Raw genomic sequence first — 17,294 nt, 5'->3', positions numbered from 1 at the left:
GTCGGCTCACGCTACCGGGTCCCCGGAACCCCGTGCCACGCAGCTCAGGACGTGATCTGCCTCCCAGTGACGTCCGTAACAGATCCGGAGCGCCGCGCGCTGTGCCCGTCGCCTCCTGTACGGGGTCCGTCCGTTTCCCGTACGTTCACGCAACGGCGCCCCGTCCGTTCACGCCGCGGCCTGCAACTCCAGCCGCGCCCCGAACTCCCGTACCACCGGCTCCTCCCGGAAGGGCTCCAGCCGCTGCTGGAGGTCCTCCAGATACTCCGCGCCCCGGTTCGAGCGCAGATTCTCCAGGAGCTCCACCGCCTTCAGACCGGTGGTGCACGCCTGCTCGACCTCGCGCTGCTGCACCTGCGCGGTGGCGAGGAGGACGTACCCGATGGCACGGCGGCGCGCCCGGCTCTCCGGATGCCCGGCCAGCGACTGCTCGGCACACCGCGCCGCCGCCTCCGCCTGGCCCAGGTCGCGGTGGCAGTGCGCCAACTCGTCGGCCAGATAGGCCTCGTCGAAGTGCGCGATCCACGCCGGGTCGTCGCCCGTGGACGGATCGGCGCCCTCCAGCGCCGACACCGCCCGGCCGGCCGCGAGCTGGGCCGACCGTACGTCGCCCAGCAGCGCGTGCCCCCGGGCCTCCGCCGCGTGGAACATCGCCTCCGCGCGCGGAGTGACCCGCCCCCGCGCCCCTTCCTGCGCGGCACGCGCCAACTGGGCGATCTCGCGCGGGTTTCCGAGCTGGGCGGCGAGATGGCTCATGGACGCGGCGAGGACGTACCCGCCGTAACCGCGGTCGCCCGCCGCCTGGGCGAGCCGCAGGGACTGGATGTAGTACCGCTGGGCCAGGCCCGGTTGGCCGGTGTCGACGGCCATGTACCCGGCGAGCTCCGTCAACCGGGCCACCGCGGCGAAGAGTTCACGGCCCACCGCCTCCCGGTAGGAGCCGGCCAGCAGCCCCGAGACGACGCTGTTGAGGTAGTGGACGACCACCGGGCGGACATGCCCGCTGCCGTACTGGTGGTCCAGGTCGACCAGGGCCTGGGTCATCGCCTTCACGGCCGCCACGTCGGACAGGCCCACCCGCGGTCCCGCCGACCGCGCCACCTGGGCGTCGGGCGACGAGATCAGCCAGTCGCGGCTGGGCTCGACCAGCGCCGAGGCGGCGACGGACGACCCGGAGAGGAAGTCGCGCCGGCCCACGTCGCTGCGCCACAGCTCGCAGACCTGCTCGATGGCCCCCAGTACCGTCGGCGAGAACTGGAGACCCACGCCCGAGGCGAGGTTCTTGCCGTTGGCCATGCCGATCTCGTCGATCGTGACCGTACGGCCGAGCTTGCGGCCCAGAGCCTCGGCGATGATCGCCGGGGCGCGGCCCCGCGGCTGCTGTCCGCGCAGCCAACGGGCCACGGACGTCTTGTCGTAGCGCAGGTCGAGACCGTGCTCGGCGCCACACATGTTGACCCGGCGGGCGAGCCCGGCGTTCGAGCACCCCGCCTCCTGGATGAGCGCCTGCAGCCGTTCGTTCGGCTGCCGCGCGACGAGAGGCCTTGCGGCCATTGGCACTACCCCCCTGTGGAGTTCCGCACCGAAAAGTTCCGGCCGAGAAGATCAATGCCCCATGGATACGGTGAAAATGCGAGGCATGTGCTGATTGCACAAGAATTGCCGGGATATCGGCGGAAGCCCGCCCCCACCCGTGCCTACCCGCTCCCGCGCCCGTTCCTTCCACGCGCCCCCCGGCATGCACCCATGCGCCCCGGACGCGGAATCGGTGCTCCTCCCCCGCGCATTGTGGCGTGCGTAACCCCTGGTGACCGCTAGAGTTGTGCTCATCGTGGAAGAGACCATCGCGGGCGCCGACGCCACTCAAATCCCGAAGCAGCGCGGGGAATCGCTGCTCGAGACAGCTGTTCGCTACGCCGAGGAACGTCACTGGGACGTCTTCCCCGGCACCTGGCTGGAAGCCGTCGACGGTGTGCAGCGCTGCTCCTGCGGCGACACGGCGTGTGCGGCACCGGGGGCGCATCCCTCGCGGTCGGACTGGTCGACGCAGGCGACGGGGAGTGCGACCGTCGCCCGCCGGATGTGGCAGAAGCAGCCGTCCGCCTCGATCCTGCTCCCCACCGGGCGTACGTTCGACGCGCTGTCCGTTCCGGAGACGGCCGGGTTTCTCGCGCTGGCGCGGATGGAGCGGATGGAACTGACGCTGGGCCCGGTGACGTTGACGCCGGACCGGCGGATGCAGTTCTTCGTGCTGCCGGGCGCGTCGGCCAAGGTGCCCGACCTGGTGCGCAAACTGGGCTGGTCCCTGGGGTCGTTGGACCTCGTGACCCTCGGCGAGGGGGCGTATGTGGCCGCTCCGCCCACGCGGTTCGGGTCGCGGGGGGCCGTGCAGTGGGCCTGCCGGCCGACCGCGGCCAACCGGTGGCTGCCGGACGCGGAGGAGTTGATCTCACCGCTCGCCTATGCGTGCGGCAGGGATCGGTAGCCGTTCAGCGCCGTTGTCGGGTGCGGGCGTGTGGTGGGTCCTCGCGCAGTTCCCCGCTCCCCTGAAAGCGGGTCAGCCGCCCGTAGGCTTCGGGTATGACGTCTGCCGTGCGCGTGTGTGGGCTCTGGAAGCGGTTTGGGCAGCAGGTTGCGGTGGCCGGGATCGATCTTGATCTGCCGGCCGGGAAGTTCATCGGGCTCGTCGGGCCCAACGGGGCCGGGAAGACGACCACGCTCTCCATGGTGACCGGGCTGTTGCGGCCCGATCAGGGGTCCGTCGAGGTGGGCGGGCAGGATGTGTGGCGGGATCCCGTGGCGGTGAAGGCGCGGATCGGGGTGCTGCCGGAGGGGCTGCGGCTGTTCGATCGGCTGTCGGGGCGGGAGCTGCTGGGGTACAACGGGCGGCTGCGCGGGCTGCCCGGGGCGGAGGTCGACCGGCGGGCCGCCCAACTGCTGGACGTCCTCGATCTCGCCGGGGCCCAGCACAAGCTCGTCGTCGACTACTCGACCGGTATGCGCAAGAAGATCGGGCTCGCCGCCGCGCTGCTGCACAATCCCGAGGTTCTCTTCCTGGACGAGCCCTTCGAGGGAGTCGATCCGGTGTCGGCGCAGACCATCCGCGGGGTGCTGGAGCGGTACACCGCCTCCGGCGCCACCGTCGTCTTCTCCTCGCACGTGATGGAACTCGTCGAGTCGCTGTGCGACTGGGTGGCCGTGATGGCGGCGGGGCGGATCCGGGCGCACGGGACGCTTCAGGAGGTGCGCGGGTCGGCGCCCTCGCTGCAGAGGGCGTTCCTGGAGCTGGTCGGCGCCGGGGGGCGGGACGCCGGGTCGGATCTCGACTGGCTGGGCGGCGGCGGGGCGCTCCGGTGACCGCGCCGACCGCCACCGTCGTACGGCTGAAGCTGTCGCTGCTGCGGAACGGGCTGCGGCAGTCCGGTGGGCGGCGGGCCGCGTATGTGGCGTCCGCCGTGGTCACGCTGGTGTTCGCGGTGCTGCAGCTGATCGGGCTGATCGCGCTGCGGGGGCATGCGCACGCCGACGCGCTGGTGGTGCTGCTGGTGGCGGTGCTGGGGCTGGGGTGGGCGGTGATGCCGCTGTTCTTCCCCGGCGGGGACGAGACGCTGGATCCGACGCGGCTGGTGATGCTGCCGCTGCGGCCCCGTCCGCTGGTCCGGGCGTTGCTGGCGGCCTCGCTGGTCGGGATCGGGCCGCTGTTCACCGTGCTGATGCTGGTGGGGTCGGTGGTCGCGGTCGCGCACGGGGCGGCGGCGTACGTCGTCGCGGTCGTCGCCGTCGTCCTGGGGCTGCTGGTGTGCGTGGCGCTGGCGCGGGCCGTCGCCGCCGCGAACGTCCGGCTGCTGTCCAGCCGCAGGGGGCGCGATCTCGCGGTGCTGAGCGGGCTGGTGATCGCGGTGGGCGTACAGGTCGTCAACTTCGGGGCGCAGAAGCTGGGGACGGCCGGGCTGGGGCAGCTCGATCCCGTGGCGGACGTACTGCGGTGGCTGCCGCCGGCGTCCGTGGTGGGCGCGGTCGACTCGGTGAGCGAGGGGGCGTACGGGAGGGCCGCCGGGCAGCTCGCGCTCGGCGTGGCGGTGCTGGCGGGGCTCGTCTGGGTGTGGGCGCGGAGTCTGGACCGGCTGATGACGGCGCCGGACGGGTCGACGCTGTGGTCCGCGGAGCGGGACGCCCGGGAGCGGCCGAGCGGAGCCGGGTGGGCGCGGCTGCTGCCGGGCGGACGGACCGGGACCGTCATGGAGCGCAGCCTGCGCTATGTCTGGCGTGATCCGAAGACGAAGACGGCCTGGGTGACCTCGCTGGCGATCGGGCTGATCGTGCCGGTGTTCAACGCGCTGCAGGGCACCGGCTCGATCTACTTCGCCTGTTTCGCCGCCGGGATGCTCGGGGTCCAGATGTACAACCAGTTCGGGCAGGACACCTCGGCGTTCTGGATGGTCGCGTTGACGATCTCCTCGCCGCGGGACGCCTACGTCGAACTCCGCGCGCGTGCGCTCGCGCTGCTGGTGATCACTCTGCCGTACGCCACGCTGGTGACCGTGGTGACGACCGCGCTGCTCGGGGACTGGCCGAGGCTCCCCGAGGTGCTGGGGCTGTCGCTGGCGCTGCTGGGCGCGATGCTGACGACCGGTGCCTGGACGTCGGCCCGCTTCCCCTACTCGATCCCGCAGGAGGGCCACAAGAACGTGGCTCCCGGTCAGACCGGGCTCGCCTGGATCTCCATCGTCGGCGGGATGGTCGCGGCGGCCCTGCTGTGCGCGCCGGTCATCGCGGTGACGATCTGGCTGAACGTCACGGGGGACGGCGCGATGTGGAGTTGGGTGCTGCTGCCGGTGGGCGCGGTGTACGGGACGGCGATCACCCTGCTGGGGCTGCGGCTGGCGGCCCCCCGGGTGGCGGACCGGCTGCCGGAGATCCTGGCGGCGGTGAGCAAGGGCTGAGCGGGTTGTGCGGGGGTAAGGGGCTCACTCCTGGAGGGGTGCTCCTTACCGTGGTGCTCCTTACCGTGGTGCTCCTTACCGTCGTGCTCCTTGCGGTCGTGCGGTCGTGCTCCTCACGGTGTGGTGAGTACGGCGTCCAGGAAGGGTTCGATCGCCGCCCGCCAGGCCTCGGGCTGGTCGTAGTGGACGAGGTGGCCGGCGTCGGCGACCTCCGCGTACTCCCCGTGGGGCAGGACCCGGACCATCTCCTGGGCTTCGGCCCGGCCGAGCTCGCCGTCCAGGCCGCGCACGACGAGCGCGGGGCACCGCACCTGGGTGAGCTCCTCCCAGTGGGCGTCGTAGACCCAGGTCTCGCGGGACTTCAGCATCTGCTCGGGTTCGAAGACGGGCCGCCAGCCGTCGGGGGACTCCTGCATCACCTCGGCGTAGAACTCACCGCGGGAGGGGTTCGGCCGCTCCACCCAGGGGTCGTCCTCGCCGAACCACTTGCGGACGTCGGCGAGGGTGGCGAAGGGGAGGGGCCAGGACTTGAACCAGTCGGCCCACTCGCGCTGCGAGGCCGAGCCGAGCGCGGAGGCCCGCATGTCGCAGATGATCACACCGCGCACGAGGTCGGGGCGTTTCGCGGCGAGCTGCCAGGCGGTGAGGGCTCCCATGGCATGGCCGACGAGGACGGCCGGGGCGAGGCCGAGCTGTTCCAGCGCGGCCTCGGCGTCCTCGACGTACGCCTCACGGGTGAAGGCGGCCTCGGGGGGTTTCTCGCTCTGGCCGTGGCCCCGCTGGTCGAGGGCGACCGCGCGGTGCCGCTCGGAGAGCCAGCGGGCCGTGGACGCCCAGTGCGAGGCGCGGCCCATCAGCCCGTGCAGTAACAGGACGCCGGGGGTCCGCTCGGTCCCGGAGCCGTTCACCGAACCGGGCGGCGCCCCCGGGACGACGTGACCGTCGCGCTCGCCGGTGGACTGGGCCGGGATCATGGCGTCCGTCCCGCTCCTGGGCGGGTCGCCCTTGGGAGGGTCGCCGAACTCCCAGGCCGCCAGGCGTACGCCGCCCGCCCCGGTCACGTCGATGCGTCGCGCCATGGATCCTGGCACCCCCCTAGCCGTCGTACCGCTGTGCTGCCGATGCCCTAGTGCTGCCTTCGATCTGTCCTCGATCTGCCGTCGATCACCCGCAGGCTATCGAATGCTCTTTCGAGAAATGCACTCTCCGCGACCAACACCCCTCGTTCGAGTGACCTCTCTCAAGGAATGATCGCCACGGACGAGGGGAGACCTTCATCGGGAGGCGGACCGCTCGGGGAAAACGGTCCGAGGGGAACGACCCTGAGAGCTCGGGGCTCCGGGTCGAAACAGGGGAGGACAGGCCCCGGTGCCGAACGGCACCGGGGCCCTCCACTGTTCTGCGGCACATCATCCCCGCCCCCTCAGGTCATATGCCTCACGCGACAGCGTGGCACGGCGAGCGCCCGCGCGCTGCCATTCGACACAGGGAATCTGCGATTCGACAACATCGCCGGATCGCCTCAACCACCCCAGTGGCACCAGGAGTTGAACACCATTCAGCTTATCGGGAGTGGCGACGGGCGCTCAGCGCTTGGCGACGAACACATGCGACGCGACGTCCGACTCCAGCTCGGCCGCCTCGCCGCCGCTGCCGACCAGCACACCGCCCGCCGACTCCGTCACGCTCACCACCGAACCGGGCTGCACGCCCGCCCGGCGCAGCGTGTACATGAGCTGGGCGTCCGTCTGGATCGGCTCGCCGATCCGGCGCACCACGACCGTCTTGCCCTCCGTGCCCGGGTCGAGGTCGGCCAGCGAGACCATGCCCTCGTCGAGGAAGGGATCGGCGCCGTCCTTCTCGCCCAGCTCCTCCAGACCCGGGATCGGATTGCCGTACGGCGACTCGGTGGGGTGCCGCAGCAGCTCCAGGACGCGGCGCTCCACGGCCTCGCTCATCACATGCTCCCAGCGACAGGCCTCGGCGTGGACCTGCTCCCACTCCAGGCCGATCACATCGACGAGCAGACACTCCGCGAGACGGTGCTTGCGCATCACGCGCGTGGCCAGACGGCGGCCCTCGTCCGTCAGCTCCAGATGCCGGTCACTGGCCACGGAGACCAGACCGTCGCGCTCCATGCGCGCCACCGTCTGGCTCACCGTGGGCCCGCTCTGGTCGAGGCGCTCGGCGATCCGGGCACGCATGGGGACCACACCCTCCTCCTCCAGCTCGAGGATGGTGCGGAGATACATCTCCGTGGTGTCGATCAGTCCGGACATTCGTGTGCCCCTCGATGAGATCTGCCGAAGGCTCGACGGCTCTCCGGCGCGTGCGCTGGCCCTGGCTCCAATTCTGCCGGATACCACTGACAACCGTGCCGCGCCGTTGCGACGAGGCGGAGACGAGAGGCCCCGCGCCCGCCGTCCCGGCCTCCGCGAGCCGCCGTCGGCCGTATTGACACGGCACTGGTCCAGACCACACAGTGAGCCGCGACACGGACCCCGGCCGGCGAAGGAGCCCCCTCGGATGAGCGACCGCAGCGACCACGAGCTCGCCGCACGGTTCTTCGACGCCGCGATCGGCCTCTTGGAGCGGGTCCGCGACGAGGAGGCCGACGCCGTGCGGTCCGCCGGCACGCTCCTCGCCGACACCGTCGCCGCCGGCGGCAGGCTCTTCGCCTTCGGCGCCGGCCACTCCTCCCTCCCCGCCCAGGACCTCGTCTACCGCGCGGGCGGCCTCGCCCTGATGAACCTGTTCGCCCTCCCCGGCCTCGTCGGCGTCGACGTCAGGCCCGCCCCCCTGGGCTCCGCCCTGGAACGCGTCGACGGCCTCGCGAGCGCCGCCCTCGCCACCTCCCCGCTCCGCGCGGGCGACGCCCTCGTGATCATCTCCCTGTCCGGCCGCAACGCCCTGCCCGTCGAGATGGCCCTCGAGGCACGCGCCCGCGGCGTGAAGGTCATCGGCGTGACCTCGGTCGCCTACGCCGCGGAGACCGAGCCCCGCAACCCCTCGGGCACCTTCCTCAAGGACCACTGCGACGTCGTCCTCGACTCCAAGATCGCCGTCGGGGACGCCGAGCTCACCCTCGACGGCGTCCCCGCGCCCTTCGCCCCCGCCTCCACCGTCGTCACCTCGGCCCTCCTGCAGGCCGTCATGGCCACCGCCGCCGGCTCCCTCGCCGACCGCGGCATCGAACCCCCGCTGCTGCGCTCCGGCAACGTCGACGGCGGCCACGACTGGAACCGGCGCGTGATGGAGGAGTACGGGGACCGGATCTTCTACCGGCACTGACCCCGCGGGAACGCGGGTCAGGCGTCCTCGGCCCGCTCCACCAGGTCGGCCAGGTCCAGCGCCGCCGCCATCCGTACGGCGACGTCCTCGGCGTAGGTCGCGTCGGAGCGCTCGAAGGGTGTGCGGCCCGCACCGCGCAGAAACGTCACCACGCCCAGCGTGCGCCCCCGGCTGCGCAGCACCGCGCACAACGCGTGCACGGTGTCCTCGGGCCACTGCCGTGCCCGCGCCCACTCCCGGGTCTCCTCCGGCGGCACGCTCCCCGCGCCCGCCCGCACCGATCCGGCCCGCGCCACGCACTGCAACGCCGGATGCCCCTCGGCGTACCGGACCGGCAGTCCCGCGTGACCGGTGAGCACGCTGGGGCCCGGCCCCCCCGAGGGGGTGGCCGCGACCCGGACCAGCCGCAACGGCACCGCCGCCGGCTCCCCGTCCGCCGCCGCACCGCCCGCGACCCGGTCGACCAGCGCATGGTCGGCGAACCCCGCCAGCGCGAAGTCGAGATGGACCGTCGCCGCCTCCGCCGGATCCTCGCACTCGGCCGCCGCGCGCGCGGCCCGGTGCACCTGGTTCGTGCGGAACCGCAGCAGGGACGCCTCCTGCTCGCCCTGCTTGGCCTCCGTGACGTCCTGGAACAGCCAGCCGACCCCCAGCGGCACCGGCTCCTCCGCCAGCGGCGAGGCCAGCCGCAGAAAACCGCTCCGCCAGCAGCGCCGGCGCTCCCCCTCCGGGGTGCGCACCCCCACCCACACCTCCGCCGGAGCGGGCGGGGCGCCCTCGGCGAGGACATGCGTCAGCGCGTTCTCCAGCTCCTCCACGCCCTGGGTCAGCAGCTCGCCCAGCGGACGGCCCAGCACCGCCGTACGGCCCGTGCCGAGCGCGCGGGCGGCGTGCGCGTTGACCACGGCGGGCCGCAGATCCGCGTCGACGAGGACGACCCCCCAGGAGGCGTCGTCGAACAGCGCCTCGCTGAGCGCGATGGACCGCTCCAGGTCGATCTGGGCGTGCACCTCGCTGAACGCGCAGTACAGCCCGGCCGGCTTGCCGTCCGGTCCGCGCACCGCGGCCGACTGGGTGCGCACGAGCACCCGGCCGCCGTCCTTCGTCAGCAGCGCGAACTCGTGCACCTGGCGGCCCGACGCGTGCATCGCCGACATCAGCCGCGACTCGACCTCCTCGGCGTCCGCCTCACGCACCGCCCACCCGGCGAAACCCTGCCGCCCCACGGCCTCCGTCGCGCTCCAGCCGAGGATGCGCTCCGCCTCGCGGTTCCAGTGGGTGACGACACCGTCGGCGTCGAAGGCGCACAGGGCCGCGTCCATGCCGTCGAGCAGCGCGGCGAGGAGGTCCGCGCCGTCGGGGCCGCCGGGGTTCTCCGGGCGCTCGCGCCCGTCCGGCTGCTCGGGCTCGTCCGGGCCCAGCTCGTCGGTGGTCCCACTACGCCGGGAAGCACTCACCTGGACCCCCTGCAGGTTCGCTCACTTGCCCTCATTCAACTCGAACGTGACGCAGCCCACATATGGTTCCCGCAAGATTGCAGGGGAATCGTTGTACGGCCGCCGTCGCCGCCGTCACACCGGAACGGGCATCAGCCGCAGGTCGACCCATTCCGCCGTCCCGCCGTCCAGCACATAGCGCTCGACCTCGGTGAAGCCACGCGCGCGTGCGAAACGCAGCCCGTCCTCGTTGACGGCCAGCACACACGTCTCGACCGCACGGGCGCCCAGCACGCGCGCGTGCGCGAGAACATGATCGTAGAGAGCCGCCCCGTACCCCCGCCGACGGAACTCCGGCAGGACGCGCGCGACGACCGTCACCACCGCGTCGTCCGTCGGCGGCCGCACGGTGGAGCAGCCGACGAGCGTCTCACCGACGTAGGCGTTCTCCAGCCGGTTGCGCCCCGCCCGCTCCCGTACCTCGTCCAGGGACAGCGCGGCCGGCGGCACGATCACGTTGTGGACGTGCCGCCACTGCTCCAGCGCGGCCCCGCCGGAGACCGCCTCGACCCGAAGATCATTCACATGACCAGCGAACCGCTCCCCCACGCGCGCGTCAATGCGTGGAGAAAAAGACTTGAGCGGCTCGGCACGGCTTCTTAAGGTGGCGAGCATCGCAGAAAGGAGGTGACCGGTAGATGCATGACAACCGGACGCGCGAGGTGGCTGCGGGCTAGCGGCCCGCCACCACACCCTGTGCGGTGCCGGACCAGCGTGTGCGAGACGCACGCGGCCGGCCAATCCAACGCAGTCACCCGACCCGCGAGCCGCCGGTACGTCCGGCCGGCCCCTCCCTCCGGGAGGACCAGGCTCGCGGGTCGTCTGCGTTCTCCGGCCGTGTTCTCCGGTGCGGGAACGCCCTCACGGGGAAAAATTTCGCAGGCAGTACTCTGGGGAACATGCTTTCGCTCGTTCGACGCCGCCACGTGGACTTCGTCCGCGTCACGAGCATGGGCTGTCGGCGCTCCGCCTGACCCAGCCCCCTTCTTCGCTTCTCCCCTTCCGGCAGCTGGGCTCCGCCCCACCCTCGGCGGCCGCCCGTGCCCCGTACACCCCGCGGACGCATCCCATGACGCACCACGCGACGACACCGTCGTACGACCGGCTCCCCCTCATCGATCTGTCGGCCGCCGACCGCGGCCCCCAGGCGCGTGCGCTGCTGCATGCGCAGCTCCACAGCGCCGCCCACGACGTGGGCTTCTTCCAGCTCGTCGGGCACGGGGTCGGCAAGGAGGAGACCGATCGGCTGGTCGGGGCCATGCACGCCTTCTTCCGGCTGCCCGAGGCGGAGCGGCTCGCCCTCGACAACGTGAACTCGCCGCACTTCCGGGGCTACACGCGCACCGGGGACGAGCGGACCGGGGGCCGGCAGGACTGGCGGGACCAGCTCGACATCGGGGCCGAACGGCCCGCTCGGGCGCCCGGCCCCGGTGAGCCCTCGTACTGGTGGCTGCAAGGGCCCAACCAGTGGCCGGACGCGCTGCCCGAGCTGCGGGAGGCCGCGCTCTCCTGGATCGACCGGCTGAGCGGGGTCGCCGAGCGGCTGCTGCGGGAGCTGCTCGTGTCCATCGGCGCCGATCCCGGCTTCTACGACTCCGCCTTCGGGGAGCGGGCGCATCCGCATCTGAAGCTGGTGCGGTACCCGGGGAGCTCGGGGGACGGGGCCGGGCAGGGAGTGGGGGCCCACAAGGACTACGGGTTCCTGACGCTGCTGCTCCAGGACCGGGTCGGCGGGCTCCAGGTGCAGCGGGAGGACGGCCTGTTCCACGAGGTGCCGCCGGTGGAGGGCGCGTTCGTGGTGAACCTCGGGGAGTTGCTGGAGGTGGCGACCAACGGGTACCTCGTCGCCACCAACCATCGGGTCGTCTCCCCGCCGGGGGCCGTCGAGCGGTTCTCCGTGCCGTTCTTCTACAACCCCCGGCTGGACGCGCGCGTGGAGCCGCTGGTCTTCCCCTACGCCTCCACCGCTCCGGGGGTGAGCGACGATCCGGCGAATCCGCTGTTCGCGGAGTACGGCTTCAATGAGCTGAAGGGGAAGCTGCGCGCCCATCCGCTGGTGGCCGAGCGGCATCACGCGGAGCTGCTCAGCCCCGCGTGAGCACGCCGCGTACGGCTCAGTGCGCGATGTCCTCGTAGCCCTCGATCTCTCGGGGGCCGCGGACGCCCGGGCCGATGTAGCGGGCGGAGGGGCGGACCAGGCGGCCGGTGCGCTTCTGCTCCAGGATGTGGGCCGACCAGCCGGCGGTGCGGGCGCAGGTGAACATCGAGGTGAACATGTGCGCGGGCACCTCGGCGAAGTCGAGGATGATCGCCGCCCAGAACTCCACGTTGGTGGCGAGGACACGGTCGGGGCGGCGGGCGTGGAGTTCGGCGAGGGCGGCCTTCTCCAGGGCCTCGGCGATCTCGAAGCGCGGTGCGCCGAGTTCGCGGGCGGTGCGGCGCAGGACGCGGGCGCGGGGGTCCTCGGCGCGGTAGACGCGATGGCCGAAGCCCATGAGGCGTTCGCCCTTGTCGAGGGCCTGCTTGACGTAGGCCTCGGCGTCGCCGGTGCGTTCGATCTCCTCGATCATGTGCAGGACGCGGGAGGGGGCGCCGCCGTGGAGCGGGCCCGACATGGCGCCCACGGCCCCGGAGAGGGCGGCGGCCACGTCGGCGCCGGTGGAGGCGATGACCCGGGCGGTGAAGGTGGAGGCGTTCATGCCGTGTTCGGCGGCGGAGGTCCAGTAGGCGTCGACGGCCTTGACGTGCTTGGGGTCGGGCTCGCCGCGCCAGCGGATCATGAAGCGTTCGACGACGGAGTGGGCCTTGTCGATCTCGCGCTGCGGGACCATGGGGCGGCCCTGGCCGCGGGCGGACTGGGCGACGTAGGACAGGGCCATGACGGCGGCGCGGGCGAGGTCCTCACGAGCCTGCTCGGCATCGATGTCGAGGAGCGGTTTGAGGCCCCAGACGGGCGCGAGCATGGCGAGCGCGGACTGGACGTCGACGCGGATGTCGCCGGAGTGGACGGGGATCGGGAAGGGCTCGGCGGGCGGCAGCCCGGGGTTGAAGGCGCCGTCCACGAGCAGGCCCCAGACGTTGCCGAACGAGACATGGCCGACCAGGTCCTCGATGTCGACGCCCCGGTATCGCAGGGCGCCGCCTTCCTTGTCCGGTTCGGCGATCTCCGTCTCGAACGCGACGACTCCCTCGAGTCCGGGTACGAAATCGGACATCAGGCGGCTCCTCGTGAGGTGTGCGGCGGGTTGTGGCGCCGACGGCTCCACAGTGCCGGTACGGCACTCGTCGTGGCATCTGCACCATATCCCCGAGTGTCACCTTTGGGGAGTGGTGCGGCACTGAGTGCCATGTGGCTCGCAGGGGTGTTCCGTCCCGTAGGGGTGTTCCATGCGGCAGGATGACCATGTGACCGACGCGGACTCCCTCTACTCCGGCCCCGTGCCCGACCCCGCCGCCATGCGCAAGCAGTACCGGGCGGAGGGGCTCGACGAGGCGGAGCTGGCCGCCACGCCCGTGGAACAGTTCGCGCGCTGGTTCAAGGAGGCGGCCATCGAGGCGCATCTCTTCGAGCCGAACGCCATGGTCGTGTCCACGGCGGACGCCGAGGGGCGGCCCAGTTCACGAACGGTGCTGCTGAAGCAGTTCGACGAGCGGGGGTTCGTCTTCTACACGAACTACGAGTCCCGCAAGGCCCGTGACCTCGCCGAGAACCCGTATGTGTCGTTGCTCTTCCCGTGGCATCCGATGGCCCGGCAGGTCGTCGTCCGCGGGGTGGCGCGGCGGACCGGACGGGACGAGACGGCGGCGTACTTCCGGACCCGGCCGCACGGCTCGCAGCTCGGGGCGTGGGCGAGCGGTCAGTCGTCGGTGATCGCCGGCCGTGCCGAGCTCGACGCCTCCTACGCCGAGCTGACGGCCCGGTATCCGGAGGGCGAGCAGGTGCCGGTGCCGCCGCACTGGGGCGGCTTCCGGGTGATGCCGGAGTCGGTGGAGTTCTGGCAGGGCCGGGAGAACCGGCTGCACGACCGGCTGCGGTACGTGGTCAGGACGGACGGCGGCTGGTCGGTGGAGCGGCTCAGCCCCTGACGGGCCACGCGCTCAGAGCCTTCCCCGGAGGTACGCCGTGCGGTGGCCGTCCAGGAGGCCGGTGAGGCGGGCCTGGAACTCCTCGCCGAGGTCGGGCCGCTCCAGAACCTCAGGCCGAGGTGGCCGAAGGCGGACGGGGCGTCGGCCCAGGTCCAGTCGGGTATCGGGGTGGCCGTGGCGCAGTGCGGGCAGGGGAGGTCGGCGGCGCCGGTCTCGCTCCAGGCCTGGACGGCCGCGCCGACGCGGGCCCAGCCGTCGGTGTCCAGGGGGTGTGGGCGCGGCAGTGCGGGCAGACGGCGTGCTCGGGGGTGTCGGCGCCGCTGGGGAAGACGCCGCGGCCGAGGTGCACGGCGAGTCCGCAGGGGGTTCCCGGTCCCCGTCCGCGGCTGCGGCGCGGTGCCGGTTCGGGCCGGGCGGGCGGGCGCCCAGGACGTGGTCCCCGCGGTCGGCGAGGACGATGCCGTCGGCGACGAGCCGGTCGACCAGCCGTTGCGCGAGAGCGGGAGCGTCCCGCTCACGCACGTCCGGGGCCACGATCACCTGGAATCGATCAGCGCTCCCTCGTGTCGAGCAGACCGTCCAGAAGTCCCGCCCACTGTGCCACCACGCGGGCGCGGCGGTCGGTGTCGTCGGTGAGGAGGTTGGCGAGGCCGAGGCCGCGGGCCATGTCGAGGAGGCCCTGGACGGTTTCGCGGACGCCGGTGACGGACTCGTCGGCGCCGAGGAGTTCCACGGCGATGCGGTGGGTCTCCCGGCCGACGCGGGCCTCCAGCTCGGTGACGCGGGGGCGCAGCTGTTCCTCGTTGGAGGCGGCCACCCAGAGGTGGAGGGCCGCCCGGAACAACGGGCCCGTGTAGAGGTCGACCAGGGCGGAGACGACCGCGCGCCGGTCGCCCGCGGGGCCTTGCGGGAACAGGGCGCGGATCGCCGTCGACCGTTCCTCCGCGACGTACTCGACGGCGGCGGTGAACAGGTCCTCGCGGGTGGGGAAGTGGTGCTGGGCCGCGCCACGGGAGACGCCCGCGCGTTCGGCGACGACGGAGACCGTGGAGCCCGTCCAGCCGTGTTCGGCGAGGCAGGCCACGGCCGCTTCCAGGAGGCGCCGGCGGGTGGCCCGGCTGCGGTCCTGCTTGGGGACGCGGTCGCCGGACGCCCGGTCGGGCGTGGTCACAGCACCCATGCGGGATCCCGTCGTTCGAGGAAGGCCGTCATGCCCTCGCGGGCCGCAGCGGAGGAGAACAGCCGGGCCGAGAGCGCGGTGAGGTGGGCCGCGTCCCGGTCGAATGTCTCCAGCACCCTAGCCGTGAGCAGCCGTTTCGTCTCGGTGAGGGCCTGGGGGGCGGATCGGCGCAGTCCGTCGAGGACGGGTGCGAGGACGGCGTCGACGTCGTCGCCGGTGGCGGTGAGCAGGCCGATGCGGGCGGCTTCGGGGGCGTCGAAGCGTTCTCCGGTGAGGTAGTAGCGGGTGAGGGCGCGGGGGTCGGTGCGGGGCAGCAGGGGCAGGGAGATGACGGCGGGGGCCACGCCGACGCGTACCTCGGTGAAGGCGAAGCCGGCTCCGGTGGCGGCGGCGGTGATGTCGCAGGCCGCGAGCAGGCCGAGGCCGCCGGCGCGGACCTGGCCGGTGACGCGGGCGACGACGGGCCGGGGCAGTTCGACGATCTGCCGGAGCAGGGCCACGAACGCGTCGGGGGCGGGCGGGTCGCGCAGGTCGGCGCCGGCGCTGAAGGTGTTTCCGGTGTGGGTGAGGACGACGGCGCGGACGTCGGGGTCCTCGGCGCAGTCGGTGAGCGCGTCGATGAGGGCGCCGACGAGGGCGGCGGACAGGGCGTTGCGGGTGGCCGGTGCGTCGAGGCTGAGGGTCTCGATGCCGCGGGCGCGGCTGCGGCCGACGAGGGTCACGGGGTCTCCCTGAGCTGTCGGCGGAGGATCTTTCCGGAGGCGGCGCGGGGTACGGCCTCGATGAAGGTGACGTGGCGGACGCGCTTGTAGGGGGCGACCCGTTCGGCGACGTACATCGCGATCTCTCCCTCGGAGAGGTCGGGGGAGGTGGGCTGGCGGACGACGAAGGCGTGCGGGACTTCGTTGCCCTCGTCGTTGTAGACGCCGATGACGGCGGCGTCGGCGACGGCGGGGTGGGTGAGCAGGAGGGCTTCGAGTTCGGCGGGGGCGACCTGGAAGCCCTTGTACTTGATGAGCTCCTTGACGCGGTCGACGACGAAGAGCCAGCCGTCGTCGTCGACGCGGCCGATGTCACCGGTGTGCAGCCAGCCGTCGGGGTCGATCATGTCGGCGGTGGCGTCGGGGCGGCCGAGGTAGCCCTTCATGACCTGGGGTCCGCGGATGAGGATCTCGCCGTCCTCGCCCGCGCCGAGGTCCTTGGTGGGGTCGTCGAGGGAGACGATCCGCATCTCGGTGCCGGCGACGAGTCTGCCGACGGTTCCGGCGGGGGCGTCGCGCATGGCGTCCAGGGGGACGACATGGGTGCCGGGGGACAGTTCCGTCATGCCGTACGCCTGGCCGACCGGCGGCAGGTTCAGGCGGTCGGCGCAGGCGGCGGCGAGGTCGGCGTCCAGGGGTGCGGCGGCGCTGATGACGTACCGCAGGGACGACAGGTCGTACTGGGCGACCGCCGGGTGCTTGGCGAGGGCCAGGACGATCGGCGGGGCGACGTAGAGGCCGGTGATGCGGTGGGTCTGGATGGCGGCGAGGAAGGTCTCCAGGTCGAAGCGGGGCAGGACGACGACGGTGGCGCCCTGCCGGAGGGGCGCGTTCATCAGGGCGGTGAGGCCGTAGATGTGGAAGAAGGGCAGGACGGCGAGGATGCGGTCGCCGGGGCCGGCCGGCACGGACGGTTCGAGCTGGGCGAGGTTGGTGGCGATCTGCCGGTGGGTGAGCATGACGCCCTTGGGGACGCCGGTCGTGCCGGAGGAGTACGGCAGGGCGGCCACGTCCTCGACCGGGTCGATGTCGATCCTGGGCTCGGGGGCGGCGGAGGCGAGCATGTCGATCAGGGAGCGGTGTCCGGGCGCGCTGTCGCAGACGATGATCTCCTGGACGCCGCCCGCGAGTTCGGCGGCCCGGCGCGCCGTCTGCAGGAACGGCGAGACGGTGACGATCCAGCGGGCCCGGCAGTCGCCGAGCTGTTTGGCGAACTCCTCGGCGGTGGCGAGCGGGTGCACGGTGGTGACGGAGGCACCCGCGCGCGTGGCCCCGTAGAAGGCGATCGGGAAGGCGACGGTGTTGGGGCTGTGCAGGGCCAGTACGTCGCCCTTGCGGACCCCGGCCTCGGCGAGGGCGGCGGCGACGCGCCGATGGAACCGGTCCACCTGTTCGTAGGTGAGCGTGGTGCCGTCCGTGCCGTCGATCAGCGCGGGCTGCTCGCCGAAGGCGGCGGCGCGGCCGAGGACGGCGTCGTGGATGGGGAGCTCTACGGGCGGGACGTCTGCGTACACGCTGCGGAACACGGTTCCTCCAA

16 protein-coding genes are annotated in these 17,294 nt (G+C 72.6%); 6 read left to right on the top strand and 10 right to left on the bottom strand.

All coding sequences use genetic code 11. The annotated features are described in order from the left end of the window. Positions 1-168 precede the first annotated feature (168 nt). A complete protein-coding gene (locus OG852_RS26605; protein ID WP_133912050.1) occupies positions 169-1,554 on the bottom strand; it encodes a transcriptional regulator in 1,386 nt (461 codons plus the stop codon). Positions 1,555-1,822: 268 nt separating this feature from the next. Between OG852_RS26605 and OG852_RS26600 the strand changes: the two genes are divergently transcribed. The 3 genes from OG852_RS26600 to OG852_RS26590 all read left to right on the top strand — a co-directional run bounded on the left by OG852_RS26600 (position 1,823) and on the right by OG852_RS26590 (position 4,943). After that, positions 1,823-2,485 (top strand): bifunctional DNA primase/polymerase, encoded by a 663-nt coding sequence (locus OG852_RS26600; protein ID WP_330349160.1) that lies wholly within the window; start codon positions 1,823-1,825, stop codon positions 2,483-2,485. A gap of 95 nt (positions 2,486-2,580) precedes the next feature. Beyond that, entirely contained in the window at positions 2,581-3,357 is a 777-nt protein-coding gene (locus OG852_RS26595) for an ABC transporter ATP-binding protein (protein ID WP_133912048.1), read from the top strand. Then, positions 3,354-4,943 carry a transporter gene (locus OG852_RS26590; RefSeq protein ID WP_330349159.1) on the top strand — a complete coding sequence of 530 codons (1,590 nt, stop codon included), beginning with the start codon at positions 3,354-3,356 and terminating at the stop codon, positions 4,941-4,943. The genes OG852_RS26595 and OG852_RS26590 overlap by 4 nt, the downstream gene beginning before the upstream one ends. Positions 4,944-5,056: 113 nt before the next feature. Here the strand turns inward: OG852_RS26590 and OG852_RS26585 are convergent, their stop codons facing one another. Beyond that, the gene (locus tag OG852_RS26585) at positions 5,057-6,022 is read right to left on the bottom strand and encodes an alpha/beta fold hydrolase (protein WP_330349158.1); all 966 of its coding nucleotides are present in this window, start codon (positions 6,020-6,022) and stop codon (positions 5,057-5,059) included. Between the two features lie 507 nt (positions 6,023-6,529). Then, complete coding sequence (locus tag OG852_RS26580) at positions 6,530-7,222, bottom strand: metal-dependent transcriptional regulator (RefSeq protein ID WP_133912046.1); 693 nt, start codon at positions 7,220-7,222, stop codon at positions 6,530-6,532. Between the two features lie 247 nt (positions 7,223-7,469). On the opposite strand from OG852_RS26580, the gene OG852_RS26575 reads away from it, so the two are divergent. Continuing rightward, positions 7,470-8,234: an SIS domain-containing protein gene (locus tag OG852_RS26575; protein ID WP_330349157.1), complete on the top strand. Its 765-nt coding sequence runs from the start codon at positions 7,470-7,472 to the stop codon at positions 8,232-8,234. 17 nt (positions 8,235-8,251) lie between these two features. Here OG852_RS26575 and OG852_RS26570 read toward each other — a convergent pair whose 3' ends face one another. Continuing rightward, positions 8,252-9,691, bottom strand: coding sequence for a PAS domain-containing protein (locus OG852_RS26570; protein WP_133912044.1), 1,440 nt, complete (start codon positions 9,689-9,691; stop codon positions 8,252-8,254). A gap of 114 nt (positions 9,692-9,805) precedes the next feature. Further along, complete coding sequence (locus OG852_RS26565; protein WP_330349156.1) at positions 9,806-10,255, bottom strand: GNAT family N-acetyltransferase; 450 nt, start codon at positions 10,253-10,255, stop codon at positions 9,806-9,808. Positions 10,256-10,799: 544 nt separating this feature from the next. On the opposite strand from OG852_RS26565, the gene OG852_RS26560 reads away from it, so the two are divergent. Further along, positions 10,800-11,828: an isopenicillin N synthase family dioxygenase gene (locus OG852_RS26560; protein WP_330349155.1), complete on the top strand. Its 1,029-nt coding sequence runs from the start codon at positions 10,800-10,802 to the stop codon at positions 11,826-11,828. Positions 11,829-11,844: 16 nt separating this feature from the next. Here the strand turns inward: OG852_RS26560 and OG852_RS26555 are convergent, their stop codons facing one another. Next, positions 11,845-12,945 (bottom strand): citrate synthase 2, encoded by a 1,101-nt coding sequence (locus OG852_RS26555; RefSeq protein WP_133912041.1) that lies wholly within the window; start codon positions 12,943-12,945, stop codon positions 11,845-11,847. Between the two features lie 172 nt (positions 12,946-13,117). On the opposite strand from OG852_RS26555, the gene pdxH reads away from it, so the two are divergent. Continuing rightward, positions 13,118-13,816 (top strand): pyridoxamine 5'-phosphate oxidase, encoded by a 699-nt coding sequence (gene pdxH / locus OG852_RS26550; RefSeq protein WP_133912040.1) that lies wholly within the window; start codon positions 13,118-13,120, stop codon positions 13,814-13,816. A 12-nt stretch (positions 13,817-13,828) separates the two neighbouring features. On the opposite strand, the gene OG852_RS26545 is transcribed toward pdxH, so the two are convergent. From OG852_RS26545 to OG852_RS26530, 4 genes are read right to left on the bottom strand one after another with little or no spacing between them, the layout of a single operon-like run. Beyond that, positions 13,829-14,356 (bottom strand): hypothetical protein, encoded by a 528-nt coding sequence (locus OG852_RS26545; protein WP_330349154.1) that lies wholly within the window; start codon positions 14,354-14,356, stop codon positions 13,829-13,831. A 10-nt stretch (positions 14,357-14,366) separates the two neighbouring features. Beyond that, on the bottom strand, positions 14,367-14,996 hold the full coding sequence (locus tag OG852_RS26540; RefSeq protein ID WP_330349153.1) for a TetR/AcrR family transcriptional regulator: 630 nt from the start codon (positions 14,994-14,996) through the stop codon (positions 14,367-14,369). Continuing rightward, complete coding sequence (locus OG852_RS26535) at positions 14,984-15,718, bottom strand: enoyl-CoA hydratase family protein (RefSeq protein WP_330349152.1); 735 nt, start codon at positions 15,716-15,718, stop codon at positions 14,984-14,986. The genes OG852_RS26540 and OG852_RS26535 overlap by 13 nt, the downstream gene beginning before the upstream one ends. Beyond that, positions 15,715-17,283, bottom strand: coding sequence for a 4-coumarate--CoA ligase family protein (locus OG852_RS26530; RefSeq protein WP_133912037.1), 1,569 nt, complete (start codon positions 17,281-17,283; stop codon positions 15,715-15,717). Before OG852_RS26530 ends, OG852_RS26535 begins: the two co-directional genes overlap by 4 nt. Between the last annotated feature and the right edge of the window lie 11 nt (positions 17,284-17,294).

Source organism: Streptomyces sp. NBC_00582, assembly GCF_036345155.1.
Taxonomy (GTDB): Bacteria; Actinomycetota; Actinomycetes; order Streptomycetales; family Streptomycetaceae; genus Streptomyces.
Note: the sequence above shows the minus strand (reverse complement) of the source record. Positions and strands in the feature narration are given on the sequence as shown.

Excerpts from the sequence above, each read along its gene's own strand:
- OG852_RS26605 (WP_133912050.1), bottom strand. The coding sequence starts at position 1,554 with ATGGCCGCAAGGCCTCTCGTCGCGCGGCAGCCGAACGAACGGCTGCAG.
- OG852_RS26595 (WP_133912048.1), top strand. The coding sequence starts at position 2,581 with ATGACGTCTGCCGTGCGCGTGTGTGGGCTCTGGAAGCGGTTTGGGCAG.
- OG852_RS26585 (WP_330349158.1), bottom strand. The coding sequence starts at position 6,022 with ATGGCGCGACGCATCGACGTGACCGGGGCGGGCGGCGTACGCCTGGCG.
- OG852_RS26580 (WP_133912046.1), bottom strand. The coding sequence starts at position 7,222 with ATGTCCGGACTGATCGACACCACGGAGATGTATCTCCGCACCATCCTC.
- OG852_RS26575 (WP_330349157.1), top strand. The coding sequence starts at position 7,470 with ATGAGCGACCGCAGCGACCACGAGCTCGCCGCACGGTTCTTCGACGCC.
- OG852_RS26560 (WP_330349155.1), top strand. The coding sequence starts at position 10,800 with ATGACGCACCACGCGACGACACCGTCGTACGACCGGCTCCCCCTCATC.
- OG852_RS26555 (WP_133912041.1), bottom strand. The coding sequence starts at position 12,945 with ATGTCCGATTTCGTACCCGGACTCGAGGGAGTCGTCGCGTTCGAGACG.
- pdxH (WP_133912040.1), top strand. The coding sequence starts at position 13,118 with ATGCGGCAGGATGACCATGTGACCGACGCGGACTCCCTCTACTCCGGC.
- OG852_RS26540 (WP_330349153.1), bottom strand. The coding sequence starts at position 14,996 with ATGGGTGCTGTGACCACGCCCGACCGGGCGTCCGGCGACCGCGTCCCC.